The sequence below is a fragment of the Flavobacterium solisilvae genome (assembly GCF_012911605.1).
Lineage (GTDB): Bacteria > Bacteroidota > Bacteroidia > Flavobacteriales > Flavobacteriaceae > Flavobacterium > Flavobacterium solisilvae.
The window spans coordinates 1-23,369 of record NZ_JAAMPT010000196.1 but is presented as its reverse complement, the minus strand read 5'-3'; the positions used below and the strand labels follow the sequence as shown (position 1 = coordinate 23,369).

General features: G+C 32.0%; 27 protein-coding genes. 14 read left to right on the top strand and 13 right to left on the bottom strand.

The window, feature by feature from the left end:
• Positions 1 to 28: 28 nt before the first annotated feature.
• The 5 genes from G6042_RS02860 to G6042_RS02840 form a co-directional block, all read right to left on the bottom strand.
• A complete protein-coding gene (locus tag G6042_RS02860) occupies positions 29 to 862 on the bottom strand; it encodes a GIN domain-containing protein (protein ID WP_169522774.1) in 834 nt (277 codons plus the stop codon).
• Between the two features lie 76 nt (positions 863 to 938).
• Complete coding sequence (locus G6042_RS02855; RefSeq protein ID WP_169522772.1) at positions 939 to 1,673, bottom strand: head GIN domain-containing protein; 735 nt, start codon at positions 1,671 to 1,673, stop codon at positions 939 to 941.
• 2 nt (positions 1,674 to 1,675) lie between these two features.
• Positions 1,676 to 3,406 carry a PspC domain-containing protein gene (locus G6042_RS02850; protein ID WP_169522770.1) on the bottom strand — a complete coding sequence of 577 codons (1,731 nt, stop codon included), beginning with the start codon at positions 3,404 to 3,406 and terminating at the stop codon, positions 1,676 to 1,678.
• Between the two features lie 6 nt (positions 3,407 to 3,412).
• On the bottom strand, positions 3,413 to 3,742 hold the full coding sequence (locus tag G6042_RS02845; RefSeq protein ID WP_169522769.1) for a PadR family transcriptional regulator: 330 nt from the start codon (positions 3,740 to 3,742) through the stop codon (positions 3,413 to 3,415).
• Positions 3,743 to 3,831: 89 nt separating this feature from the next.
• Positions 3,832 to 4,302 (bottom strand): DUF4870 domain-containing protein, encoded by a 471-nt coding sequence (locus G6042_RS02840; RefSeq protein ID WP_169522767.1) that lies wholly within the window; start codon positions 4,300 to 4,302, stop codon positions 3,832 to 3,834.
• A gap of 197 nt (positions 4,303 to 4,499) precedes the next feature.
• On the opposite strand from G6042_RS02840, the gene G6042_RS02835 reads away from it, so the two are divergent.
• Positions 4,500 to 4,955 (top strand): DUF4442 domain-containing protein, encoded by a 456-nt coding sequence (locus G6042_RS02835; RefSeq protein ID WP_169522810.1) that lies wholly within the window; start codon positions 4,500 to 4,502, stop codon positions 4,953 to 4,955.
• Positions 4,956 to 5,028: 73 nt separating this feature from the next.
• A complete protein-coding gene (locus G6042_RS02830) occupies positions 5,029 to 5,931 on the top strand; it encodes a TIGR01777 family oxidoreductase (RefSeq protein ID WP_169522765.1) in 903 nt (300 codons plus the stop codon).
• A 13-nt stretch (positions 5,932 to 5,944) separates the two neighbouring features.
• Here G6042_RS02830 and G6042_RS02825 read toward each other — a convergent pair whose 3' ends face one another.
• The 4 genes from G6042_RS02825 to G6042_RS02810 all read right to left on the bottom strand — a co-directional run bounded on the left by G6042_RS02825 (position 5,945) and on the right by G6042_RS02810 (position 9,758).
• Entirely contained in the window at positions 5,945 to 6,964 is a 1,020-nt protein-coding gene (locus G6042_RS02825; RefSeq protein WP_169522764.1) for a COX15/CtaA family protein, read from the bottom strand.
• A gap of 367 nt (positions 6,965 to 7,331) precedes the next feature.
• Entirely contained in the window at positions 7,332 to 8,750 is a 1,419-nt protein-coding gene (locus tag G6042_RS02820) for a CCA tRNA nucleotidyltransferase (protein ID WP_169522762.1), read from the bottom strand.
• 22 nt (positions 8,751 to 8,772) lie between these two features.
• The gene (locus G6042_RS02815; protein WP_169522761.1) at positions 8,773 to 9,156 is read right to left on the bottom strand and encodes a GxxExxY protein; all 384 of its coding nucleotides are present in this window, start codon (positions 9,154 to 9,156) and stop codon (positions 8,773 to 8,775) included.
• A 35-nt stretch (positions 9,157 to 9,191) separates the two neighbouring features.
• The gene (locus G6042_RS02810) at positions 9,192 to 9,758 is read right to left on the bottom strand and encodes an L-threonylcarbamoyladenylate synthase (protein WP_169522760.1); all 567 of its coding nucleotides are present in this window, start codon (positions 9,756 to 9,758) and stop codon (positions 9,192 to 9,194) included.
• A gap of 76 nt (positions 9,759 to 9,834) precedes the next feature.
• On the opposite strand from G6042_RS02810, the gene G6042_RS02805 reads away from it, so the two are divergent.
• The 3 genes from G6042_RS02805 to G6042_RS02795 all read left to right on the top strand — a co-directional run bounded on the left by G6042_RS02805 (position 9,835) and on the right by G6042_RS02795 (position 11,314).
• Complete coding sequence (locus G6042_RS02805) at positions 9,835 to 10,716, top strand: lysophospholipid acyltransferase family protein (protein WP_169522759.1); 882 nt, start codon at positions 9,835 to 9,837, stop codon at positions 10,714 to 10,716.
• Positions 10,717 to 10,785: 69 nt separating this feature from the next.
• Complete coding sequence (locus tag G6042_RS02800; RefSeq protein ID WP_211161621.1) at positions 10,786 to 11,025, top strand: hypothetical protein; 240 nt, start codon at positions 10,786 to 10,788, stop codon at positions 11,023 to 11,025.
• On the top strand, positions 11,009 to 11,314 hold the full coding sequence (locus tag G6042_RS02795; protein ID WP_169522758.1) for a type II toxin-antitoxin system RelE/ParE family toxin: 306 nt from the start codon (positions 11,009 to 11,011) through the stop codon (positions 11,312 to 11,314). The genes G6042_RS02800 and G6042_RS02795 overlap by 17 nt, the downstream gene beginning before the upstream one ends.
• On the opposite strand, the gene G6042_RS02790 is transcribed toward G6042_RS02795, so the two are convergent.
• Positions 11,315 to 12,292: a stealth family protein gene (locus G6042_RS02790; RefSeq protein ID WP_169522757.1), complete on the bottom strand. Its 978-nt coding sequence runs from the start codon at positions 12,290 to 12,292 to the stop codon at positions 11,315 to 11,317.
• Between the two features lie 113 nt (positions 12,293 to 12,405).
• On the opposite strand from G6042_RS02790, the gene G6042_RS02785 reads away from it, so the two are divergent.
• The 3 genes from G6042_RS02785 to G6042_RS02775 are packed head-to-tail and all read left to right on the top strand — an operon-like array spanning position 12,406 to position 15,201.
• On the top strand, positions 12,406 to 13,218 hold the full coding sequence (locus tag G6042_RS02785) for a glycosyltransferase family 2 protein (RefSeq protein ID WP_187656643.1): 813 nt from the start codon (positions 12,406 to 12,408) through the stop codon (positions 13,216 to 13,218).
• Positions 13,219 to 13,251: 33 nt separating this feature from the next.
• The gene (locus G6042_RS02780) at positions 13,252 to 14,067 is read left to right on the top strand and encodes a glycosyltransferase family 2 protein (RefSeq protein WP_169522754.1); all 816 of its coding nucleotides are present in this window, start codon (positions 13,252 to 13,254) and stop codon (positions 14,065 to 14,067) included.
• An 18-nt stretch (positions 14,068 to 14,085) separates the two neighbouring features.
• Complete coding sequence (locus G6042_RS02775) at positions 14,086 to 15,201, top strand: glycosyltransferase (RefSeq protein ID WP_169522753.1); 1,116 nt, start codon at positions 14,086 to 14,088, stop codon at positions 15,199 to 15,201.
• Positions 15,202 to 15,229: 28 nt separating this feature from the next.
• Here the strand turns inward: G6042_RS02775 and G6042_RS02770 are convergent, their stop codons facing one another.
• Complete coding sequence (locus G6042_RS02770) at positions 15,230 to 16,045, bottom strand: 2,3,4,5-tetrahydropyridine-2,6-dicarboxylate N-succinyltransferase (RefSeq protein WP_169522751.1); 816 nt, start codon at positions 16,043 to 16,045, stop codon at positions 15,230 to 15,232.
• A gap of 159 nt (positions 16,046 to 16,204) precedes the next feature.
• Here G6042_RS02770 and G6042_RS02765 point away from each other — a divergent pair, with 159 nt between their 5' ends.
• The 6 genes from G6042_RS02765 to G6042_RS02740 all read left to right on the top strand — a co-directional run bounded on the left by G6042_RS02765 (position 16,205) and on the right by G6042_RS02740 (position 21,399).
• On the top strand, positions 16,205 to 17,107 hold the full coding sequence (locus tag G6042_RS02765; protein ID WP_169522750.1) for a copper resistance protein NlpE N-terminal domain-containing protein: 903 nt from the start codon (positions 16,205 to 16,207) through the stop codon (positions 17,105 to 17,107).
• A gap of 5 nt (positions 17,108 to 17,112) precedes the next feature.
• The gene (gene ruvX / locus G6042_RS02760) at positions 17,113 to 17,529 is read left to right on the top strand and encodes a Holliday junction resolvase RuvX (RefSeq protein ID WP_169522748.1); all 417 of its coding nucleotides are present in this window, start codon (positions 17,113 to 17,115) and stop codon (positions 17,527 to 17,529) included.
• Positions 17,530 to 17,649: 120 nt separating this feature from the next.
• Positions 17,650 to 18,237 carry a peptide deformylase gene (gene def, locus G6042_RS02755; protein WP_169522745.1) on the top strand — a complete coding sequence of 196 codons (588 nt, stop codon included), beginning with the start codon at positions 17,650 to 17,652 and terminating at the stop codon, positions 18,235 to 18,237.
• A 138-nt stretch (positions 18,238 to 18,375) separates the two neighbouring features.
• A complete protein-coding gene (locus G6042_RS02750; RefSeq protein ID WP_169522744.1) occupies positions 18,376 to 18,855 on the top strand; it encodes a DUF5606 family protein in 480 nt (159 codons plus the stop codon).
• A 120-nt stretch (positions 18,856 to 18,975) separates the two neighbouring features.
• On the top strand, positions 18,976 to 19,749 hold the full coding sequence (gene mazG / locus G6042_RS02745; protein ID WP_169522742.1) for a nucleoside triphosphate pyrophosphohydrolase: 774 nt from the start codon (positions 18,976 to 18,978) through the stop codon (positions 19,747 to 19,749).
• A gap of 204 nt (positions 19,750 to 19,953) precedes the next feature.
• Positions 19,954 to 21,399, top strand: coding sequence for an APC family permease (locus tag G6042_RS02740; RefSeq protein ID WP_169522741.1), 1,446 nt, complete (start codon positions 19,954 to 19,956; stop codon positions 21,397 to 21,399).
• Positions 21,400 to 21,775: 376 nt separating this feature from the next.
• On the opposite strand, the gene G6042_RS02735 is transcribed toward G6042_RS02740, so the two are convergent.
• Both G6042_RS02735 and G6042_RS02730 read right to left on the bottom strand, forming a co-directional pair.
• Positions 21,776 to 22,174 (bottom strand): GlcG/HbpS family heme-binding protein, encoded by a 399-nt coding sequence (locus tag G6042_RS02735; RefSeq protein WP_169522739.1) that lies wholly within the window; start codon positions 22,172 to 22,174, stop codon positions 21,776 to 21,778.
• A gap of 132 nt (positions 22,175 to 22,306) precedes the next feature.
• The gene (locus tag G6042_RS02730; protein ID WP_169522738.1) at positions 22,307 to 23,146 is read right to left on the bottom strand and encodes a helix-turn-helix domain-containing protein; all 840 of its coding nucleotides are present in this window, start codon (positions 23,144 to 23,146) and stop codon (positions 22,307 to 22,309) included.
• Positions 23,147 to 23,369 lie beyond the last annotated feature (223 nt).

The following is a 23,369-nucleotide window of genomic DNA, read 5'->3' as shown; positions in this document are numbered from 1 at the left end:
TGCCATCAATTTGATGGCATTTTGTTTTTTATTTGATTGGTTTTTTTCTCAAAGCTGCGCTGTCGGTGAAACGTTTTATTTCGAATTTTGGTTCGCCAAAAACCTCTATTTCTGATTTTCCAGCAATGTCTATCACAATATTAGTCTTTGCATTAATTTTTCCATTGGCATAAGCTTCGGCAAAAAGTTGTGTATTTACAGCGGTTAATTTGCTTCCATTAAAATCGGAATTGTTGTCTAATCGAAGTTTCAATGTGTTGACATCGCCTTCGATAATTGCGGTTGATTTTTGATACATGTCAAACAGTAAATCGGTGCTTACAATTAGTGCTTTTACTTGGGCATTTTTGCTTACATCAATTGCTGCTTTTTCTGATTTTAAATTCAATTCAATTTTAGATTTATCATTTGCCATTAATGTGAAATTCTTGCATTTGGCATTCAAATATAATTTGGCAAAATCATAACTTTTGAAGGTTACAGTAGTTAAATCAACATCAGAAAGCGCTGTTACATTGGTTTCATTTTTAGCGATAATCATATCTAAATCGCTGGTATAGGTAATTCTGATGCTTAGTTTTTTATAGCTCGAAATGTCTTTTGAAGTGGTAACTCTTAGATTGCTTCCGGATAATTTGTATTCAATAAATTCGTGAAGATTGTCATCGGCTTCAATTTCTAAACCGCATTCGTTTCCTTTGACTAAAAATACTTCTAGATTGTCTTCTACTTCAATAGATTTAAAATTTTCTACTGTTTTTTGTTCGATAGTTACAATTTTTGAACCTTTTACCTTTTCTTTCTTTTGGGCAAAATGAGTTGCAGTTGATAAAAGTAAAATGAGTACTAAAAATTTTTTCATCTTTTTAAATGATTATTTTGTCAAAAATAGAAAAAAAAACATCCCAATTTTCATTGAGATGCTTTATTAACTTTTATTATCGTGAAACGCTTCCGCCAGAAGTTTCTTCTTTAGTAACTTGTTTTGGATTTCCTTTGTAGTTTATAGAACTTCCGCTGGATGCTTTTCCGTTTAGATTTACAATTGAATGAACGTCTATTGAACTTCCGCTGGATGATTGTGCCGAAACATCATTGGCTAACAATTCGTCGGCATCAATTGAACTTCCGCTAGAAGAAGAAGCAAATACAGTTAATGCTTTTCCTTTTACGTTTTGTTCGCTTCCGCTAGAAGTTTCGAGTGAAACAGTATCCGATTCTACGTTTACATCCATTTCGCTTCCGCTGCTTGATTTTAGCGATATATTAGTTCCAGTTAGTACATTCAATGACTTTAATGTTGCGCCACTTGAAGTTTCTAGATTATCAATTTTTGGCATCGTTACTGTTACTTTTCTCGTAGCATTGTGATAATTTCCAAAATCCGATTCTATAATTAGCGTTCCGTTTTCTACTCGGGTTTTGATTTCTTTAATTACATTGTCGTCAGCTTCTACAAGTACTTCAAAGTTGTCTGCTTGTTTTATTTCGCAGTCAATTCCTGTTTTAACATCAACTTTTGTAAAAGTATCTAGTTTTCTAGTTTCTTTAACAATATTTCCGCTTCCGGTAATACCGTCGCCTAAATCTACCGTCCAATTACAAGAAGTTAGTAACAAACTTGCTGCGGTTACAATTATTGCTTTTGAGCAAAAGATTATAAATTTTACCATGATTATTCGGTTTTAATGATTATTCCGTTTTTGTCAATTATAAGCTTTGATTTTTTTCCTTTGGTATCGTTAAGAATTTCTTTGCCATTCACTTTTACCGAAACTGATTTTACCGTGTCGTTAGTTTCTGTTATGTTGATTTCTTCCGTTTGAACATCGTTTGTGTTTTCACTTTCAGGGCAATCTAAACATCTTAGTTTGTCGCTTTCCACTTTGTATTTATAACCTTCTGGTCCATAATAGTAATCGAAATCAGCATTGGAACCGTCTAAATAATGTTCTACATTTGCATCAGGATAATACACAATACCGTTTGGTAAATACAAATAGATGTCAACACGTTGATTGCGTAATTTATTTTTGGTATCTGTCAAAAAGTAATTATCTAATATCAATTCGTTTCCAACAATTTTGAAACCATATTTTATTTTTTTTGCTCTTTCATTAGCTTCGGCAAATGATTTTCCGTGCGCTCTTGTTTCAATTTGAATGTAAGGCGATGGATTGTCAGTTCTTTTTAAATGAATTCCAACATTAGTAGAATAAATTACAGGATTACCCATTGAATCCTGCGCTATTCTAATGTCATCGCGATCATAAATACTTTTTGAGAAAAAATCGTTGTATCTAAATTTTACTTTGATCGTATCGTTTGCCGAAATGTTGATTGTTTCTTTTTGAACTGTTTTTCCAGCATAAGCTAATTGGTTAAACTCATTTATTCCTAACGAAATTAATATTCCTACTGATATAATCCAAATTCCTAGTAAACTATATTTGGCAACATTTCCTATTGATTTTAAATTGGTTACTAATAATTTTAATCCTAAAATTAGAATGAAGAATAACGGAATTCCTGCGGCAAAAAGAAAAAGGATTCCTTGTATCCAAAGTGGTGTTTCTAAACCAAGTGGTGTTTCGAAAAACTCTACGATTTTATTATCTGGCATTGATGATGAAAACACCATTACAATTGAAGTGATTACCACGGCAACCAAAGCCAAAGCTGAGAAAATTAGAATAAATGCACCTAAAACTTTAGCAAAAGCACCAAATATTTTCATGATAACATTACCAAATCCGTTGGCAACTTTTTCAGCACCATTTTTTACTTGGTTTCCCATTTCGTCATAGTTAGCATTTTTGAATTTGCTAGAAACGCTTTCATATTCTTCTCTAACTTTTTTCTCAATATTAGAAATAGTTACCGGTTCGCCAGTCATTTCTAATTTTTCAGAAGTTGTTACAGCTTTTGGTGTAATTGCCCATAAAATAAGGTAAGCCAATATTCCAGAACCACCAGCCCAAACTAATAGAATGAACCCAATTTTTATCCAAATTGAATCAATACCAAAGTAATGTCCTAAACCGGTACAAACTCCACCAATTAAACCGTTGTCTTTATCGCGATACAGTTTTTTTCTACCTGAAGAAGTAAAATTAGCACTACTTGGTTCTTGATTATCATCGTCAATTCTGTAATCTTCTGGTTGTCCCATCACAGCAACAACTTGATCAACATCTTTTAAATTGATAACGTGTTTGTCTGATTTTTGTTGCTCGGTTAACAATTCAGCCACACGCATTTCAATGTCTTTCATGATTTCATCTTTTCCAGATGAATTTGAAAGTGAACGTTTTATTGCATCAAAATATCTTGATAACTTTTGGTATGCATCTTCATCGATATGGAAGAATAAACCACCTATATTAATATTTACTGTTTTGTTCATGATTTGTTAATTTTTGGTTGTGATGATATTTACTGCATCAGACAATTCAGTCCAAGTGCCATTTAATTCGTTTAAAAATGTTTTTCCTAATTCGGTCAAACCATAGTATTTTCTTGGCGGACCAGAAGTTGATTCTTCCCAACGATAGTTGAGCAAACCGTCATTTTTTAGTCTTGTCAATAGCGGATAAACCGTTCCTTCTACTACAAGCAATTTTGCGTTTTTCAAGGTGTCTAGAATTTCTGAAGTATAAGCATCTTTTTCTTTTAATACGGATAAGATACAGAACTCTAAAACTCCTTTTCGCATCTGGGCTTTTGTGTTTTCAATGTTCATAATACGATTTTGTTTTTTTTCTGATGATTAGTCAGGTTGATTAAACTGTTCATTTTTGATTGATGAATGATTGATGATTTGATTGATGATTATTTTAAAAAGCTAATACTCAGCGGATATTTATAAACTTCTCCATTTGATGCTTTTACCGATGCATATATGATTAGTATAAACTCGATAACTTTCAAAAAGCAGAATAGAAGTATGGCTACAAAGGCTAGAATTACCATTCCTGTAATGTTTCCAGAATTAAAGTTTTCAATAATTAAATCTCCACCATCTGAAAATTCATTGATGGTAACATTTTTAAAAATGCAGTAGATAAATATTGGAATGGAAATTAACAATGTGATTAAAGTGTATAAAAACATACTCAACTGAAAGTTTAATACACTTTTTCCATTAGCATCGATAAAAGCTGATTCTTTCTTTTTTGCACTCCAAATTAGTATTGGAAAAATATAATTTCCAAACGGAATAAAATACTGAGTTAATGTACTTAAATGGATTAACGCAGCGGTGTTAGTTTCATTTGCTGTTGTGGTTGCAGTTGTTGTCATGATTTTATTTTTTTTGATGATGATTAAAACTCGATTTTAATAATACTATAGAATAGCTATTAATTTCTTATACAAAGATACAACCAAAAAAAGGTATTATGCAATACAAAGTACTTGAATTTAACAAAAAATTAACATTTCATAAAAATGAAATTTATACGATGATTTTACTATATTTACAACAAAATCAATACTTCATGGAACTTTCACCTAGTAAATTAAATAGTTTTTTGTTTTTCAAATTACCATCGGCTTTTTGGTCTGGTGTTAGAGTAAAATCAATTTCAGATGCAAAATGTGTAGTAACCGTTCGTCATAAATGGTTTAACCAAAATCCATTCAAGTCAATGTATTTTGCGGTTCAAGCGATGGCAGCCGAACTTACAACTGGTGCTTTGATGATGATGAAGATTAAACAAAGCGGAAAGAATATTTCCATGTTGGTTGCTAATAACAAAAGTAATTTCTCCAAAAAAGCTACTGGATTAATTACTTTTACTTGTAACGATGGTCATTTAATTGACGATGCCATTCAAAAAGCAATTGCTACTGGCGAAGGTCAAACCATTTGGATGAAATCCATTGGCGTGAATACAAATGGAGAACAAGTTTCTGAAATGGAATTTGAATGGACAATAAAAGTAAAAAAATAAACAATCGTTAAACTTTTAATATCATTTTCAAATCATTCAATAAATGTAAATAACTTTGATTAAAATTGAAGAAATGAAAATTTTAATAACTGGTGCAACTGGCTTTATTGGCTCAAAATTGGTAAAGTTACTTTTAGAAAAAGACGATACAATCCATTATTTAACTACTTCAAAAGATAAAGTAGTTGATAAACCCAATTACAAAGGATTTTATTGGAATATTGAAACCAATGAAATTGACATAAAATGTTTTGAAGGCGTTGAAACTATAATTCATTTGTCGGGAGCAACAATCGCAAAAAGATGGACAAAGACCTATAAAAAAGAGCTTATTGATAGCAGAGTTTTAACAACTAATCTTCTTTTTAACGCCATAAAAGAAAATAATTTTCCAATAAAACATATTATCTCAGCTTCTGGAACAGCTATTTATCCTGAAAGTTATGATAAAATTTACACTGAAAACTCCACTGAAGAAGCCAATGATTTTCTTTCTACTGTGGTTAAGCAATGGGAGCAAAGTGTTGATCAGTTCAAAGAGATTTCAATAAAAGTTTCAAAAATTAGAACAGGAGTTGTATTTGCTAAAAATGGTGGTGCTTTTCCAGAAATGATTAAGCCTATTAAATATGGTTTAGGTTCAAATATGGGTAACGGAAGTCAAATTCAATCATGGATACATATCGATGATCTCACAAGAATATACTGTTTCATTTTAGAAAATAATCTTGAAGGAATATATAATGCCGTGGCACCAAATTCTATTACTAATAAGAATCTAACTTATTTAGTAGCAAAAAAACTCAACAGGCCATTATTTCTTCCTAATGTACCACAGTTTTTTATGAAATTAGTATTAGGAGAAATGTCTTTTCTTCTTTTTACCAGTAAAAATTTAAGTTCAAAAAAAATACAAGATTTGGGATTTGATTTTACATTCAAAAGCTTTGATGAAGCTATAAATGATTTACTTTAATCGTTTAAAAAATCTATTTACTCAATCGGTGCAAAGTATAGGTCATTGCGGTTAGCAAAAAGAAAGCCACAATTTGATGTGTTAATCCCAACCAAAGCGGAACGGCAAATAGAAGTGTGAAAACACCTAAGCCAAACTGCACAAAAACCAAAACAACCAAAGCGTTCAGTCCGTTTTTTTGTTGTGTAGAAAGCGAAAATTTTCTGCTTTTGAAGTATAAAAACAAAATCAAACCAACAACAACATAAGCCATTGTTCTGTGTACAAATTGAACGCCACTTTTTCCTTCAGTAAAGCGAAGTAACCAACTGTCATATTCTAATTTTATACTTTCATGAAAAAATTGTCCGTCGCTCATTAATGGCCAATGATTATGAATTAATCCAGCATTTAATCCAGCAACAAAACCGCCATAAATAATTTGGATGATAAGGAAAACCAAAGTAGTTCGAGCCAATTTTTTAAGTGAAAGAATAACCTCATTTCGTTCAGGGTAAATCAAATCTAATGCAACCCAAAGCGTGTAGGCAAAGGTTATAAACGCAAAAGTTAAATGCAAAGCTAGTCTAAAATGACTGACATCTGGATTGTCAATCAAACCGCTTTTTACCATAAACCAACCTAAAAAACCTTGAAATCCACCCATAAAAAGTAGCACAAAACATTTTTTTAGCGTTGCTTTATCAATTCGTTTTTTGATTAAAAAGTAAACAAACGGAACGATGAAAACCAAACCGATAATTCGACCTATAAAACGGTGAAACCATTCCCAGAAATAGATAAATTTATAATCGGATAGTTGAAAATCGTTGTGAATATTGATTTTTTGGTATTCGGGAAACTTTTTGTATTCATCAAAAGCAGCTTGCCATTTTTCTTCACTCAATGGTGGAAAAGTATCGGTTACTAAATGCCAATCGGTCATTGATAATCCTGAATTAGTCAAACGAGTAATTCCGCCAACGGTAACCATTATAAAAAGCAAAATGCATCCTGAAAGTAGCCAATAAATGACTGATTTATCTTTTTTCATTCTTTTCCGATTAATTCGATTTCGTGTTTTTTTGTACTTTCTTTTAAAGAAATCCTCTTTATATAAAATTTTGATAACAAAAGATTTGTAATGCTGCTGAGAGTAACAACGACAATTAGTGTTGTAATTCTATTTCTATTACTAGAGTCATTGATTTCTAGCTGAAGTAAATCTTCTAAAATATAGATTTGAAAGTAGGCGTAAATACATATTACCGAAATCAAAGTAGCTAAACTCAATATAAAATAAAGTAATTTGTATTTGAAATGAGCTATTTTGTTTTTGTTCAATTCTTTAATAAAAAAGTAATTTGATACAAAAAGTACCGCTAGAAGAATAAATAAAAAAATAACTCCTAAATAGTCCATTATTTTTTAATAAATAGATTTAATTTCTCAGCTCTTTTTAAAACAAAATCATATGCTGCTTGATATTCGTTTGGAATTTCGCCTTCCAAAATTGCTTCTTTTACAGCTTCTTTTAAAATTCCAATTTCGCGTGATGGTTTTAAGTTGAATAACTCCATAATTTTTTCTCCCGAAATTGGCGGTTGAAATTGTCGAACATGATCACGTTCTTCTACTTCAATAATTTTCTTTCGAACTATATCAAAATTGTCGTGATATTTTTTGAATTTCTTCGGATTTTTGGTTGTAATATCTGCTTCGCAAAGTGTCATTAAATTATCGACATCTTCGCCAGCATCAAAAATCAATCTTCTCACAGCCGAATCGGTAACAATATCATCTGCCAAAATAATTGGTCTTGAACTCATCATCACCATTTTTTGAACAAATTTCATTTTATGATTTAACGGCATGTGCAAACGCTCAAATATTTTTTTGACCATTTTTCCGCCCAAAAATTCGTGTCCGTGAAATGTCCAACCTTGTTTTTTATTGAATTTTTTTGTTGGTGCTTTTCCAATATCGTGCAACAATGCCGACCAGCGAAGCCACAAATCATCAGTATTTGGACAAATATTGTCGACAACTTCTAAGGTGTGATAGAAATTGTTTTTATGTGTATGACCTTCAATTTCTTCTACATTGTTTAACGCAGTCAATTCGGGTAAAATAATATCGAGTAAACCAGTTTTGTATAAATGTAAAAATCCAATGGACGGTTTTTCGGTTGCCAGAATTTTGTTTAATTCATCCACAATTCTTTCGCCCGAAATAATCTTAATTCGGTCTTTGTTATCAGCAATTGCCTGTAGCGATTTTTCTTCAATCGTAAAGTTTAATTGCGTAGCAAAACGAATTCCACGCAACATTCGCAATGGATCATCAGAATAAGTAATGTTTGGTTCTAAAGGCGTTTTGATGATTTTATTTTCTATATCCTGCAAACCATTGAATGGATCAACCAGTTCGCCATAATTTTTTGGATTTAAGGAAAAAGCCAATGCGTTTATGGTAAAATCACGACGGTTTTGGTCGTCTTCTAATGTTCCATTTTCAACCGTTGGATTTCGACTTTCTTCTGTGTAGCTTTCTTTTCTTGCGCCAACAAATTCAATATCAATTTCTTTGTAACGAAGCATTGCCGTTCCATAGTTTTTAAAAACCTGAACTTTGGGTTTATTGGGCAATAATTCCGAAACTTTTAAAGCTAAATCAATCCCAGAACCAACAGCAACAATATCGATATCTTTTTTGAAATCGCGTTGTAGTAAAAAATCACGAACAAATCCGCCAATAACGTAGCTTTCCAAACCGAGATCTTGGCTCGCTTTGGAGATTATTTCAAATATTGGATTGTTTAGAGCTTTTGTATATTTCATGATTTTACCGCAAATTCGCAAATTATTTTCTTGAACTTACTATTCTTTTGTATTCCAATGAGATTAGATTAAAATTTGCTAAAATGGCTAACTCATTATTAGAGATTTTCAAATAATTTAAACATTGATTGTAATGACTATTATTGAAACAATCCACCGTTTTTATTTCGAGAATTATTTTATCATAAACTACAAAATCAGCGTAAAATTTGTGTTTTAATGTTGTGCTTTTATAGTTTACAACAAATTCTTTTTCTCTTTCAAATGGAATATTAAGTTGGTTAAGCTCATATTCAATAGCATCTTTATAAACAATTTCAGAAAAACCCTTTCCAAGATTTTTATGAACTTCATAAAGAACACCTACAATTTTGTAGCTTTCCTCTTTGTGTAAATATTCTTCCATGTTAAAATAAAATAATTTGCGAATTTGCGGTAAAATTATTTTCTAATAATCGTTACTTGACTATCATTGGTCAACTTAATAATTGTTGATGGTTTGTCACAAATTTTTTCGCGGTGCAAATTTACAACATAGTCAACACCATTTATAATTTCGGGAGCAATTTCTTTGAAAGATTTTGGAGTAAACATTCCAGAAATATTTGCCGAAGTCGATACCAATGGTTTTTTCATTCGTTCCATCAATTTGAAGCAAAATGGTTCTTTGACAATTCTTACGCCAAGAGTTTTGTCTTCTGCAATAACGTTTTGAGCAACATTTCTTGGATTATCAAGAATTAAAGTCGTTGGTTTTTCGGATAAATCCAGTATTTGCCATGCAACTTCTGGAATATCTTTGAAAACATTGTACATCATTTTTTCGCCATTCATTAGTACAATCATGCTTTTGCTTTCTTCGCGTTGTTTTAAAGCATAGATTTTTTTAATCGCTTCAGGATTTGTTGCATCACAACCAATTCCCCAAACCGTATCAGTTGGATAAAGAATAATTCCACCGTTTTGGATTACTTCAAAGGCGTTATGAACTTCTTCGTTGATATTCATTTTTTTTCAAAATTTTAGCAAAGATAAGGTAAACAATCAGAATTTAGTTTTGGTTATATTTGCAAAAAAAATAAAAATGCAATTTCTACTTTATATACTTTTATATCCAATCCTTTTTTTAATTTCAATTCTGCCGTTCAGATTGCTGTACATTTTTTCAGACTGTGTTTATATTTTGGTTTACCGAATTATTGGTTACCGAAAAAAAACAGTTCGAGAGAATTTAGCTTTGGCTTTGCCTCATTTGAGTGAAAAGGAACGACTTCTTATCGAAAAGAAATCATATAAACATTTGTGTGATATGTTTCTTGAAATGATAAAAACGATGACAATTTCTGTCAAAGAAATAGAGAAACGATTTAAATTTAAAAATATTGACTATTATTTAGAATTAGAAAAAGAAGGAAAAAGCATCGCTTTAATGTGTGGTCATTATGCTAGTTATGAATGGAGTATTTCTATTAATAGCCAAATTACTTTTGATGGTTTTGCAATTTATAAACGAATAAATAATAAGTATTTTGACGATTTAGTAAAAAAAATACGTTCACGTTTTAAGGCATACTTGATTACGACCAAAGAAACCGTTCCAACTATTGAATCAAACAATGAAAAAGGAGTGAAAGGTTTGTATGGTTTTGCCAGTGATCAATCGCCACAAGTAAAACAAAAAACCTATTGGAGTAATTTTATGGGAATTGAAGTTCCTGTTTATACTGGTGCCGAAATGCTTGCTAAAAAATTTGACATGAACATAATGTTTATGAAAATCAAAAAAGTAAAAAGAGGTTTTTATGAAGCCGAATTGGAACTTTTAACGAATGATGCCAAGTCAGTTCCCGATTATGAAATTACTGAAATCTTTCTAAGAAAAGTAGAACAACAAATCTTGGAAGCTCCAGAATTTTATCTTTGGACGCACAAAAGATGGAAGCATAGGAATAAGAAACCACAATAGATATTTGTAGTTAAACTAAATAGCTAGTATTGAAAATAGTTGTATTTTTGAAAGACTAAATATGGTGTTATGAATATTGAATTGAACTTACAAAGCAAAAAATTAGAATTAATTCAATGGCTTTCAACTATTGAAGATGTCGTTATTATTGAAAAAATAATGGATTTAAGAAAAAATGAAACTAAAGATTGGTGGGATTCAATTTCTGAAAGCGAAAAGAAATCTATTGAAAATGGTATAAATGATGCCGATTCAGGTAAGTTAAATCCACATTCCAACGCAAGAAAATTATATGAAAAATGGTTATAAAATTCTTTGGACTGATAACGCTCTAAAAGAACTTGAAAAAACCATTACATATCTTGAAGAACATTGGACAGAAAAAGAGCTACGAAATTTAGCCAATAAATTGGAAGAAATAGTATCTCTAATTTCTCAAAACCCGAATTTATTTCAAGTGTCCGATGTTAAAAAAGATATTAGAAGAGCTGTTGTTTTGACATATAACACTTTATATTATAGAGTTACAAATAATCAAGTTGAAATTATATCTTTTTTCTCAAATAGGCAAAGTCCCAAAAAAAGAAAGTTAAAATAATCACTTCAAAATTCTATCTAACCAATTCAGGACATAATCAATTTTTTCTTTTGGATAAAGGTCCAGACTTTGAATGTTTACGAATAGTTTGCTTTTGTCTTTTTCAGTTAAAAACAACTTCGATTTTATCCAAAGCATCGATTTTTCAGTAGAACCAAAATGAACTAAATTGTAGTTTTTTTTCAGTTCATAAGTATTGTTCAATATTTCCAAATGTGCTGCATGAAGTTGTATCATAAAATGTGATGAATCTCTAAAACGATGTTTGATACTGTTAATCATAATGTCAGTATTTTTATCAAGGTAATCGTTAAAAGTAGATTTTCGCATCGGGAAAGGCGTGTGACTAACTTTTAAATAGCGATTCATTCCAAGCATTTTAGCCGAGTTTTCCTGAGATTTTTTATAAGTAACTTTTGAAATGCGTCGTTTTTTGATGCCAATTTTTCTCAAAAATTCTTTAAAACTATTAGTGTCAAAATTGGTCCATTTTCCTCTCAAAACTGGATAACCATTGGCTGTAAAAAAATCGGTTGGTTTGGTTTCTTTTACAATAAACATATCGTCGTTAAAATAAATGAAATGTTCAGCCAAATCGGGAATTCGCGACATCATTGTTTCAATTGGATAGCAGTTAAACGTTGGTAAATACTGTTCAAATCCTTTAAAAATGACTTTATGATCAATGATTTTTACGTTTTCAAATTCCGAATTATTGGATTGATTTTTTAAAAACGAAGGAATTTGATTGTCTGTAATGATGTAAATATTTCGAACATAAGGCGCAAATCGTTGTATTGATTTTACACAATATTCAATCTCATCAACTTGTAAATAGCGCGTTAAAAAACCTTTTTTATCCAGTAAAGATTTGTTTTCAACATATTGCGATAATTTTTGGATATGCTTTTCATCGCTTCCATCAACCCATAAAATTACAGCATCGATATCAAAATTGCTTTTCAGTTGATTGGTCATTTGTTTTGAGATTGGTCATAGTATTTTTGGTAAAATTAGTTTTTTTTTCAATCCTAAAAAACGATAGTCCAACTTTTGCTTAAAATCCAATTTATTCTTTATGTTTGTATAGTATGAAGTTGTCCATAATTATCTCTACTTACAATTCCGAAGAATGGTTGCACAAAGTGTTGCTGGGATATTCTGTACAGTCAGAAAAAGATTTTGAGATAATCATTGCCGATGATGGTTCGACTTCAAAAACTAAAGCAGTAATTGATTTTTTTCAGCAAAAGTTTCTTCACCCCATTCAACACGTTTGGCACGAAGATTTAGGTTTTAGAAAATGTAAAATTCTCAATCAAGCCATACTTCAATCCAGTTCTGACTATTTGCTTTTTACCGATGGTGATTGCGTTCCAAGAAAAGATTTTGTGGAAACACATTTACAATACAAGGAGAACGGATTTTTTCTTTCAGGTGGTTATTTTAAATTGCCAATGTCGATTTCCAAAACTATTTCAGATGACGACATTATCAATCAAGATTGTTTCAAAATTTCTTGGTTGAAAAAGCAAGGATTGAAAACAAATTTCAAATTATCAAAGCTTACAGGAAATCGTTATTTTGCTGGTTTTATGAATTGGATTACTCCAACAAAGCGTTCTTGGAACGGACATAATTCTTCCGGATTTAAAAATGATATTCTAGCGATAAATGGTTTTAATGAATTGTTAGAATATGGTGGCGAAGATCGAGAAATGGGTGAACGATTGTTTAATAATGGGTTGTTGTCTAAACAAATACGCTATTCTGCAATTTGCGTTCATCTCGATCATACTAGAAGTTATGTCAATCCCGAAAAAGTGAAATTCAATTCCGAAGTTCGAAAATTTAATCAAAAGAATAAAGTTACTTGGATAACATCAGGAATTGACAAAGAATAAAAAAGTGTAATTTTGCAACGAAAATTAAAATAAATGGAAATATCGGTCATATTTAGTACTTATAATTCAGAAGAATGGCTTGAAAAAGTGATACTAGGTTTTAGCGTGCAAACGTTTCGAAACTTCGAAATTATAATTGCCGATGACGGTTCGCGTGAAGCTACCAAAAATTTGATAGACAAATTAAGATCTGAAATTGATATTCCAATTATTCACGTTTGGCAAGAAGATAATGGTTTTCAGAAATCGCAAATTTTGAATAAAGCCATTTTAGCTTCAACTTCCGATTATTTAATTTTTACTGATGGTGATTGTATTCCAAGGAAAGATTTTGTAGAAGTTCATGATAAGTTCAGAGAAAAAGGCTATTTCCTTTCTGGCGGATATTTTAAATTGCCAATGGATATTTCCAAATTAATTTCCAAAGACGATATTATCAATCAAAGATGTTTTGATTTGAATTGGTTAAAAGCCAATGGTTTGCCGTCAAGTTTTAAAAATATTAAATTTTTATCCTCGGGTTTAGGTTCCAAAATCTTAAATTTTGTAACACCAACCAATGCTTCTTGGAACGGACATAATTCTTCGGGTTGGAAACAAGATTTGATGGAAGTCAACGGTTTTAATCAAGAAATGCAATATGGCGGACAAGATAGAGAACTGGGTGAAAGACTTTTTAACAAAGGATTGAAATCCAAACAAATACGTTATTCAGCTATTTGTGTTCATCTTGATCATAAACGCGGTTACGTAAACGAAGAAACATGGAAAAAAAATCATGCTATCCGAGAAAACACCCGAAAAAATAAAGTAGTCAAAACATCAATCGGTATTGATTCTAATCTTTAATTAAACTCAAAAAAAGCTATGCGTATTTGTATAACTCGTTCCAGTAGAAATGCTTATTCCGAAACTTTTATTCGTGATCAAATTGCGGGTTTTAAAAATTGGGCTGATGTATACACTATTCATAGCGGACGACTTCCTGAAAAAAAAGAAGACGGAACTTTGTTGACGTCTAAATTTTTATGGGCAATGCACAAAGTGGTAAAATTGTTTTTAGGAAGAAACAATTTCTTCGGAAATTATGCCGTAAAAAAATACCTGAAAGACAATAAAATCGAAGTTGTTTTGGCAAATTATGGAATGCCTGGCGCGCACATGGTACCAGTTTGTAAAGCGTTGAATATTCCGTTAGTTGTAATTTTTCATGGACATGATGCAACCGACAAAAAGCTTTTGAAAGAGTACAAAACCAAATACAAAGCGATGTTTGAATATGCAACTTTCACTATTGCAGTTTCAGAAGTCATGAAAAATAAGTTAATAGCAGTTGGAGCAATTCCCGAAAAACTGAAGCTTATTCCTTATGGTGTTGATGTTTCAAAATTCAAACCAATATCCGAAAACAACAATACCAATACTTTTTTAGCTGTTGGACGATTTACAGAAAAAAAAGGTCCACTGTTTACCATTCGAGCGTTCAATAAAGCATTACAACAATTTCCCGAAGCTAAATTAGTTATGGTTGGTGGAAAAACTGGTTTGTATGAAGAATGTCAAAAACTAGTTGATGAATTAAATATTTCAAATTCGGTTCATTTTACTGGCGTTCTTAATTCGGATGAAATTGCTAATTTGATGGGGAATTCATTGGCGTTTGTACAACATTCTATTACAGCTTCTAATGGCGATATGGAAGGAACGCCACTCGGAATTCTAGAGGCAAGTGCTTCGGCTTTACCGGTTGTAAGCACACTTCATGGCGGAATTAAAGAAGCCGTAATTCACGGGAAAACAGGTTTTTTAGTTGAAGAAAAAGACGAAAATGCTATGGCAGATTTTATGATACAACTTCTAGAAAATCCAGCTAAAGCTAAAGAAATGGGACAAGCAGGAAGAGAACACATCATTGAAAATCACTTCCAAGAAAAACAAATAAAAAAAATCTATGAGCTTACCCAATTGGCGATAAACTCATAGATTTTACTATATTTTTTATTTCAGAAAACTAAACTGCTACATCATATTCTCTCAATGCATTATTAAGAGACGTTTTTAAATCGGTTGATGGTTTTCTTGTTCCAATGATTAATGCACATGGAACTTGATAATCTCCAGCAGCAAATTTTTTAGTATAACTTCCTGGAATTACAACCGAACGTGCTGGAACAAATCCTTTGTATTCAAGTGGTTCATCGCCAGTAACGTCGATAATTTTGGTTGAAGCGGTTAAGCAAACATTGGCACCAAGAACCGCTTCTTTCTCTACACGAACACCTTCAACTACAATACATCTCGAACCAATAAATGCGCCATCTTCAATAATTACTGGTGCAGCTTGCAATGGTTCCAAAACACCACCAATTCCAACGCCACCAGAAAGGTGAACGTCTTTACCAATTTGAGCACAACTTCCAACCGTTGCCCAAGTATCAACCATTGTTCCTTCGTCAACATAAGCGCCAATGTTTACATAACTTGGCATTAAAATCACACCTTTAGAAATATAAGCACCATATCTTGCTGTTGCTGGTGGAACAACTCGAATTCCTTTTTCGGCGTAACCCGTTTTTAACAACATTTTGTCGTGGTATTCAAAAATTCCGGCTTCCCAAGTTTCCATTTTTTGGATTGGAAAATACATTACAACCGCTTTCTTAACCCATTCGTTTACTTGCCAACCATCGGCTGTTGGTTCAGCAACACGCAAAGTTCCTTCGTCAAGCAAAGCAATAACTTCTTTGATAGCGTTAATTGTTAATTCTTCTTGTAGTAAAGCTCGGTTGTCCCAAGCCGTTTCGATAACGTTTTGTAATGTAACCATAATTTTTTGAATTTTGACAAATATACTTCCAATTTTTAATTCTACAATCGTGGAATTTTACTTTTTAAATAGTTAAAAAATAATGTTAAACTGTTCTAAAGAAAAACCAAAAACTGTAAGTTTGTAGAAGAAATTAATCCTAACCAAAATTGATTTACGATGAGATCAAAAATAGCTGTAATAGCGATGGTATTTAGTGTTTTCTTTGCTTGTCAACAAAAGGAAACAGAACAAAAAAACGCTCAAAACGATACGATAAAATCTAATGGTATTGATGGTCATAATGCCAAAAATTCGTTGGATTATGTTGGGACTTACAAAGGTATTTTGCCTTGTGCAGATTGTGAAGGATTAGAAACTACTGTTGTTGTAAACGAAAACAATACGTATTGTGTTAAAACAAAATATTTAGGAAAAGGCGATAAAGTTTTTGAAAAGAAAGGTACTTTTTCGTGGAATAAATCAGGAAATACTATCATTTTGAGTGATATGGAAAATGCTCCTAAGTTCTATTTTGTGGGCGAAAACACCTTAACTCAACTAGATATGGAAGGTAAAAAAATCACAGGAAGTTTAGCAGAAGAATACATTTTATCAAAACAACCTGTTTCCAATTCAACCATTGAAACTTCTGAAAATGATAATCAACCAACCGTTAATTTGAACGATAGAATTGAAGCTAAAACGGTAATCAAAACTGGAAATCCAGCGGTTGGAAAATTTACTTTGGCAGAAACCAAATGGAAATTAGTGGAGCTTAACAGCAAAGTGATCAAACAAAAAGGTAAAAAAGCGTATTTCTTAAAATTGAATTCCAAAGACGGAAGATTTTCGGCTTTTGCAGGTTGTAATAATATGATGGGAAATTATGTGATGAAAACAAGTTTTTCGTTGTCGTTTTCACCAGTTGCTTCTACAATGATGGCTTGTCCCGAAATGGATTTGGAACAAAAATTTGCTGCTATGCTTGAAAAAGTGGATAGTTACATTATTGTTGAAGACGAACTTCAATTAGTAAAAGGAAAAAAGGCACCATTAGCTCGATTTAAAGCGATAAAATAATAAATATGCCAAGAATTTTAGCCATCGATTATGGAATAAAACGAACCGGAATTGCGGTTACTGATGAAATGCAAATCATTGCTTCAGGTTTAACAACTGTTCCGTCTGAAACGGCTATTGCTTTTTTAAAAGAGTATTTTTCAAAAGAAAATGTGGTAAAAGTTCTCATTGGCGAACCCAAGCAAATGAATGGTTTAGCTTCTGAAAGTACGCCGATTATCGAAAAATTTGTAACCGATTTTCAAACGGCTTTTCCCGAAATGAAAGTTGAACGAGTGGACGAACGTTTTACTTCTAAAATGGCTTTTCAAACGATGATTGATAGCGGATTGAAGAAAAAAAAACGCCAAAACAAAGCTCTGGTTGACGAAATTGCCGCTACAATTTTACTCCAAGATTATTTACTCCGAAAAATGATTTAATTTCATTATTTTTGCCACTTTAAAAATAGAAATTAATTAAGATAAAGACGATAGACAAATAGATAAAAGACATAAAAATATCTAATATCTAAAATCTAATATCTAAAATCAGCAATCAAAATGATTATCCCAATTTATGGATATGGCGAACCAGTTTTAAGACAGGTTGGAGCAGAAATTTCGCCAGATTATCCAAACTTAAAAGAAATTATTGCCAATATGTATGATACTATGTACAATGCATATGGTGTTGGTTTAGCTGCGCCACAAGTTGGTTTGGCCATTCGTTTATTTATTATCGATACCGAACCTTTTAGTGATAGTGATGATTTGTCAAAAGAAGAACACGAACAACTAAAAAACTTCAAAAGAACGTTCATCAATGCCAAAATGTTGAAAGAAGAAGGTGAAGAATGGGGTTTTAACGAAGGTTGTTTGAGTATTCCTGATGTTCGCGAAGATGTTTATCGAAACGAAAGAATCACTTTAGAATATTATGACGAAGATTTCAATAAAAAAACGGAGGTTTTCGACGGATTGATTGCCCGCGTTATTCAGCACGAATACGACCATATTGAAGGAATTCTTTTTACCGATAAAATTTCGATGTTGAAAAAAACATTGATTAAAAAGAAACTTCAAAACATCATGGACGGAAAAGCTCGACCTGATTACCGAATGAAATTTGCCAATAAAAAAGGAAGATAATTTTTCAATAACAATTACAAAATCAATAACAAAAATCAACTGTTTTGCGAAAATAGAAAGTTTAAACTTCCAATTTGAAATTGAACTTTGAAATTGATTTTTGATTTATATATTTGTGCCCTTAATTAAATAAAAAAGATGAACGTAGATAAAATATTAGCTATTGCTGGAAAACCAGGTTTATTTGAATTAAAAATCCAAACTCGTTCAGGGTTTTTAGCAGAATCATTATTAGACGGAAAAAAAATCACTGTTGGAATGAGAAGTAACGTTAGTTTACTCACAGAAATTTCAATGTACACGTATAGCGAAGAAAAACCGTTGGTTGAAATTATGAGAGCAATTGCCATCAAAGAAAACGAAGGTCCAGCTATTTCTCATAAAGAAGACAACGCAAAATTGGTAGCTTATTTCAAAGAAATTCTTCCTGATTATGACGAAGACAGAGTTTATGCATCAGATATTAAAAAGCTTTTAAATTGGTATAATATTTTACAAGCTAAAGGTTTAGTTTCAAAAGAAGAACCAAAAGTAGAGAATGCTGAAACAATTAAAGAAGAAGTTGTTGAAGAAGTAAAAGCTAAAAAAGCAACTAAAAAGACCAAAAAAGAAGAATAGTTAATTACTTCTTTATAAATACAAATCCTATTGTTGAAATCAACAGTAGGATTTTTTTATTTTTGGTAAAACTTGGAAACCGAAACTTGGAACCTGAAACTTTAAACCTGAAACACGACAATGAACACACGACAACAACAACTTGAGGCTTTCAACCGATTGCTCGATATTATGGACGATTTACGAGAGAAATGTCCGTGGGATAAAAAACAAACGCTAGAAAGTTTACGACATTTAACCATTGAAGAAACCTATGAGTTAGGCGATGCCATTTTGGATAATGATTTGGTTGAAATCAAAAAAGAATTGGGCGATTTGTTGTTGCATATTGTTTTTTATGCCAAAATAGGAAGTGAAACCAATGATTTTGACATAGCCGATGTTGCCAATAGTATTTGCGACAAATTAATCGACAGACATCCGCATATTTATGGCGATGTCGTTGTTGCCGATGAAGAAGAAGTAAAACAAAATTGGGAAAAACTAAAACTAAAAGAAGGCAAAAAATCAGTTTTGGAAGGTGTTCCAAAAAGTTTACCAGCATTAGTAAAAGCTAGCCGAATTCAGGACAAAGTGAAAGGCGTAGGCTTTGATTGGGAAGAACCACATCAAGTTTGGGATAAAGTTCAGGAAGAATTACAAGAACTTCAAGTTGAGGTTCAAGCAGGAAATCAGGATAAAATAGAAGCCGAATTTGGCGATGTTTTATTTTCCATGATAAATTATGCCCGATTTCTAAAAGTCAATCCCGAAGACGCTTTGGAACGAACCAATAAAAAATTCATCAAACGATTTCAATATTTAGAAAGCAAAGCTTCTGAGCTAGGAAAACCTCTTGCCGATATGACTTTGGCGGAAATGGATGTTTTTTGGGAAGAAGCTAAAAGATTGTAGATTTCAGAATTCAGAATTTTGATTATAGATTTTTCTTATCTCAACAATTTGTTATTTTTAAGTTGAAGTAATACAAAAACTAGATTGATTGAATGTCTATTATCTATCAATCTATTATCTATCAATCTATTATCTATTAGTCTAACAATCTAAATAGTCTATTTTCACTATATTTGAAAAACCAACCAACCAAAAAACCAAAATATGTCTGAAGTAAAACACGAGTTAAAACGCTCTTTAGGATTAATTGACGCCACAAGTATTGTTGCTGGTTCCATGATAGGTTCCGGTATTTTTATTGTTACTTCCCAAATGGCGCGCGATGTGGGTTCGGCGGGTTGGTTAATCGTTTTGTGGCTAATCACTGGTTTGTTAACCATGTCAGCAGCGTTGAGTTATGGCGAATTGGCCGGAATGATGCCAACAGCTGGCGGACAATTTGTTTACATTCAACGAGCTTATGGAAAACTGGCTTCATTCTTATATGGTTGGACGGTTTTTACGGTAATTCAAACCGGAGTTATTGCCGCAGTTGCTGTGGCATTTGCTAATTACACTGCCGTTTTCTTTCCAGTATTAGAAAATAAAATTCTGACGATAGGCGAGAGCTATTCGTTTACTAATAAACAGGTTTTAGCAATGGCAAGTATTGTTTTACTCACGTATATCAATACTAAAGGAGTAAAAAGCGGAAAAACATTGCAACTGATTTTTACGTTTGCGAAACTTTTTGCGTTGTTTGCCTTAATCTTTTTCGGATTGTATGTTGGGTTTCAAAGCGATGTTTTGGCAGATAATTTCTCTAATATGTGGGATGCTTCTAAAACGGTTATCAATACAGATGGATCATTATCCGTAACTGAATTGACTGGGGTTGCATTACTCGGGGCAATGGGAGCAACGATTATCAACTCCTTATTTTCAAGTGATGCGTGGAATAACGTTACGTTTATTGCAGGCGAAATTAAAGAACCCAAAAAGAACATTCCGCGAAGCCTTTTCCTTGGAACAACGATTGTTACCGTTATCTATATTTTGGCAAATATTGCTTATTTAGCGCTTTTACCAATGTCCGGAACTCCAGATGGAACAACAGTAGCCGAAAATGGAATTATGTTTGCCGCACAAGATAGAGTTGGAGCTGCAGCTGCCAATGTCATGATGGGAAATATTGGTGTTTTTGTCATGGCGGGATTGATTATGGTTTCTACTTTTGGATGCAATACTGGATTGGTTTTGGCTGGTGGACGAATTTTTTATGCCATGGCAAAAGACGGATTGTTTTTCAAAAAGGCTGCCGAACTAAACCAACACGATGTACCCGAAAAAGCACTTTGGGTACAATGTATTTGGGCTTGCGTGCTTTGTGTTTCGGGTAAATATGGCGATTTATTGACATATGCAACCTTTGCGTCGTTGTTGTTTTATATGTTAACCATTTACGGCATTTTTATCCTGAGAAAAAAAGAACCCGATGCCGAACGACCTTATAAAGCCTTTGGTTATCCGTTTATACCAGCGTTGTATATTGTGATTACCGCTTTAATTTGCTTTGCGTTATTGGTTAACGATACCGTGAATACAGGATTAGGATTAGTAATTGTAGCACTTGGAATTCCAGTGTATTATTTGTTTATGAAGAAAGAATGATATTTTTTTAGAACATTAATCAAAAAATAAACCTCCTTTAAATCGCTTTGAAGGAGGTTTTTTTATGTTCTTTGCAAATTAAAAAAATGAGAGTTGTGTGACAGTTACAGCTGTTATAATCAGGTTTATTCACTGGTAAAGCCATATTCATTTTCACCACTTTTAGAGCATGGAAGAAAAAAGTTTTTTGGCAATCCTTTTTCAAAGTTTATCGAAAAATTGTCCACTTTTTTTATAGGAATTCCATTGCCCCTGTACCACAAAAAACTAAAGCAAATGTTCCAATAAATTCGGCACGGTATTTTTTCATAATTTTTGATAAAAAAAGAGGATAAATCGTACAAATTATCCTCTTTATATTGTTAATCCGAATTATTTAGATAGCAGATGCACCTGCTTCTGCAACTGTATGGTCGTTTTCTACAGTACTTCCACTTACTCCAATTGCTCCAATAATTTCGCCATTTGCGTTTTTAATTGGCACACCACCTGGAAAAGTAATCAATCCATTATTTGAATGCTCGATGTTAAATAATGGCTGTCCTGGTTGAGATAACTCTCCAATAATTCCAGTATTCATATCAAAATAACGAGCGGTTTTTGCTTTCTTTATTGAGATGTCTAGAGAACCTAACCAAGCTCCATCCATACGACTAAATGCTACTAAATTTGCTCCTGCATCAACAACAGCAATGTTCATTTTTGTGTCAATAGCTTTCGATTTTTCTTTTGCTACAGAAATTACTTTTTCTGCTTGCTCCAATGTAATGTTCATAATTTTATGTTTTAGTATTGTTATTATTTCTGATACAAATCTACAATGAGAGTTGTATTTATGAATTACTAAAACAGTTCAATAGCTTATGAAAAAAGGTCAATTTTGAAAACAAAGTTGAAAATAAGAAACTTATGAAGTTATTTCACTTGGATTAATTCCGAATTTGTTTTTAAAGGCAATACTAAAGTTTGAAAGATTGTTATAGCCAAAATCCAAATAGATGTCGGAAGGTTTTAAATTATCGAGCTCTAAAGTTTCTTTTGCTTTTTGAAGTCGTTTATCCTTAAACCATCTTCCAGCAGACGTATTATATTCCTTTATAAAATGACGTTTAAAAGTTGATAAACTCATATTGCATAAAAAAGCAATTTCTTCTAACTTTAAGTTAGAATGAATTTTACTTTCTACAATTTTTTTAAAAGGCGAGGTCTCTTTAGCTATTAAAGAATGTAAATATATTTCAAATTTTTCGCCATATTTTTGAAGTAGATAGAGCATCAATTCTTCAAATTTCACTGAAAGTAAACTGTTGGCAAAAATAGATGGTGCTTCTTTGATTGTTGACAATGAACTTAGGTAAGTGGTAATGTATGAATCATTTCTAATCACGAAAAATGGTGTATCTTCAATGGCTATTTTCTTATTCTTTGAGTGTTTTTCAAGAAATTCTTTTAGCTTTCTTTCAGAAAAAAAGAAAAGTTTACAATAATAAATAGCTTTTGTGTCTAGTAATTCTGTCCAAAGCCAATTTCCTTTTTTTAATAGTAAAGATTGGTCTTGATTTACAGCAACAGATGTTCCTGCAAAGTGTACTTGTTTTTTACCAACTTGTAAGAAACTAAACATATTCATTCCCAAATTAACTTTACTTTTAACCACATCATTGGTCATCCTAAAATCATAAACGAATAAATCTAGATTTTCTGACTTGTTTTTAATGTAAATTTCAGGTATGTTTTCTATTGACATCTGTTTTTTTAGCTTGTAGGTAACGTCAGACTGTGAAAAAACCTCCACAATCCTAGTACCAAATATAGTAAAATAGTTGTAAGAAAAAGATAAATTCATTAATTTTAGTGATGCAACATATACAAGGAATAGCTCGCAACCAGCTACAAGTAATCAGTCTAGAAGATACCATCAGTCAGGACAATCCTGTTCGATTTATAGATGCTTTTGTTAACAGTATCGA

Coding starts and splice junctions, on each gene's coding strand:
- G6042_RS02835 (WP_169522810.1), top strand. CDS start 4,500: ATGGAACTTTCACCTAGTAAATTAAATAGTTTTTTGTTTTTCAAATTA.
- ruvX (WP_169522748.1), top strand. CDS start 17,113: ATGCCAAGAATTTTAGCCATCGATTATGGAATAAAACGAACCGGAATT.
- G6042_RS02810 (WP_169522760.1), bottom strand. CDS start 9,758: ATGAATATCAACGAAGAAGTTCATAACGCCTTTGAAGTAATCCAAAAC.
- G6042_RS02820 (WP_169522762.1), bottom strand. CDS start 8,750: ATGAAATATACAAAAGCTCTAAACAATCCAATATTTGAAATAATCTCC.
- G6042_RS02855 (WP_169522772.1), bottom strand. CDS start 1,673: ATGGTAAAATTTATAATCTTTTGCTCAAAAGCAATAATTGTAACCGCA.
- G6042_RS02845 (WP_169522769.1), bottom strand. CDS start 3,742: ATGAACATTGAAAACACAAAAGCCCAGATGCGAAAAGGAGTTTTAGAG.
- G6042_RS02730 (WP_169522738.1), bottom strand. CDS start 23,146: ATGTCAATAGAAAACATACCTGAAATTTACATTAAAAACAAGTCAGAA.
- def (WP_169522745.1), top strand. CDS start 17,650: ATGATTATCCCAATTTATGGATATGGCGAACCAGTTTTAAGACAGGTT.
- G6042_RS02815 (WP_169522761.1), bottom strand. CDS start 9,156: ATGGAAGAATATTTACACAAAGAGGAAAGCTACAAAATTGTAGGTGTT.
- G6042_RS02765 (WP_169522750.1), top strand. CDS start 16,205: ATGAGATCAAAAATAGCTGTAATAGCGATGGTATTTAGTGTTTTCTTT.
- G6042_RS02825 (WP_169522764.1), bottom strand. CDS start 6,964: ATGAAAAAAGATAAATCAGTCATTTATTGGCTACTTTCAGGATGCATT.
- G6042_RS02785 (WP_187656643.1), top strand. CDS start 12,406: ATGAAGTTGTCCATAATTATCTCTACTTACAATTCCGAAGAATGGTTG.
- G6042_RS02780 (WP_169522754.1), top strand. CDS start 13,252: ATGGAAATATCGGTCATATTTAGTACTTATAATTCAGAAGAATGGCTT.
- G6042_RS02795 (WP_169522758.1), top strand. CDS start 11,009: ATGAAAAATGGTTATAAAATTCTTTGGACTGATAACGCTCTAAAAGAA.
- G6042_RS02840 (WP_169522767.1), bottom strand. CDS start 4,302: ATGACAACAACTGCAACCACAACAGCAAATGAAACTAACACCGCTGCG.
- G6042_RS02790 (WP_169522757.1), bottom strand. CDS start 12,292: ATGACCAATCAACTGAAAAGCAATTTTGATATCGATGCTGTAATTTTA.
- G6042_RS02740 (WP_169522741.1), top strand. CDS start 19,954: ATGTCTGAAGTAAAACACGAGTTAAAACGCTCTTTAGGATTAATTGAC.
- G6042_RS02805 (WP_169522759.1), top strand. CDS start 9,835: ATGCAATTTCTACTTTATATACTTTTATATCCAATCCTTTTTTTAATT.
- mazG (WP_169522742.1), top strand. CDS start 18,976: ATGAACACACGACAACAACAACTTGAGGCTTTCAACCGATTGCTCGAT.
- G6042_RS02830 (WP_169522765.1), top strand. CDS start 5,029: ATGAAAATTTTAATAACTGGTGCAACTGGCTTTATTGGCTCAAAATTG.
- G6042_RS02775 (WP_169522753.1), top strand. CDS start 14,086: ATGCGTATTTGTATAACTCGTTCCAGTAGAAATGCTTATTCCGAAACT.
- G6042_RS02860 (WP_169522774.1), bottom strand. CDS start 862: ATGAAAAAATTTTTAGTACTCATTTTACTTTTATCAACTGCAACTCAT.
- G6042_RS02770 (WP_169522751.1), bottom strand. CDS start 16,045: ATGGTTACATTACAAAACGTTATCGAAACGGCTTGGGACAACCGAGCT.
- G6042_RS02750 (WP_169522744.1), top strand. CDS start 18,376: ATGAACGTAGATAAAATATTAGCTATTGCTGGAAAACCAGGTTTATTT.
- G6042_RS02850 (WP_169522770.1), bottom strand. CDS start 3,406: ATGAACAAAACAGTAAATATTAATATAGGTGGTTTATTCTTCCATATC.
- G6042_RS02800 (WP_211161621.1), top strand. CDS start 10,786: ATGAATATTGAATTGAACTTACAAAGCAAAAAATTAGAATTAATTCAA.
- G6042_RS02735 (WP_169522739.1), bottom strand. CDS start 22,174: ATGAACATTACATTGGAGCAAGCAGAAAAAGTAATTTCTGTAGCAAAA.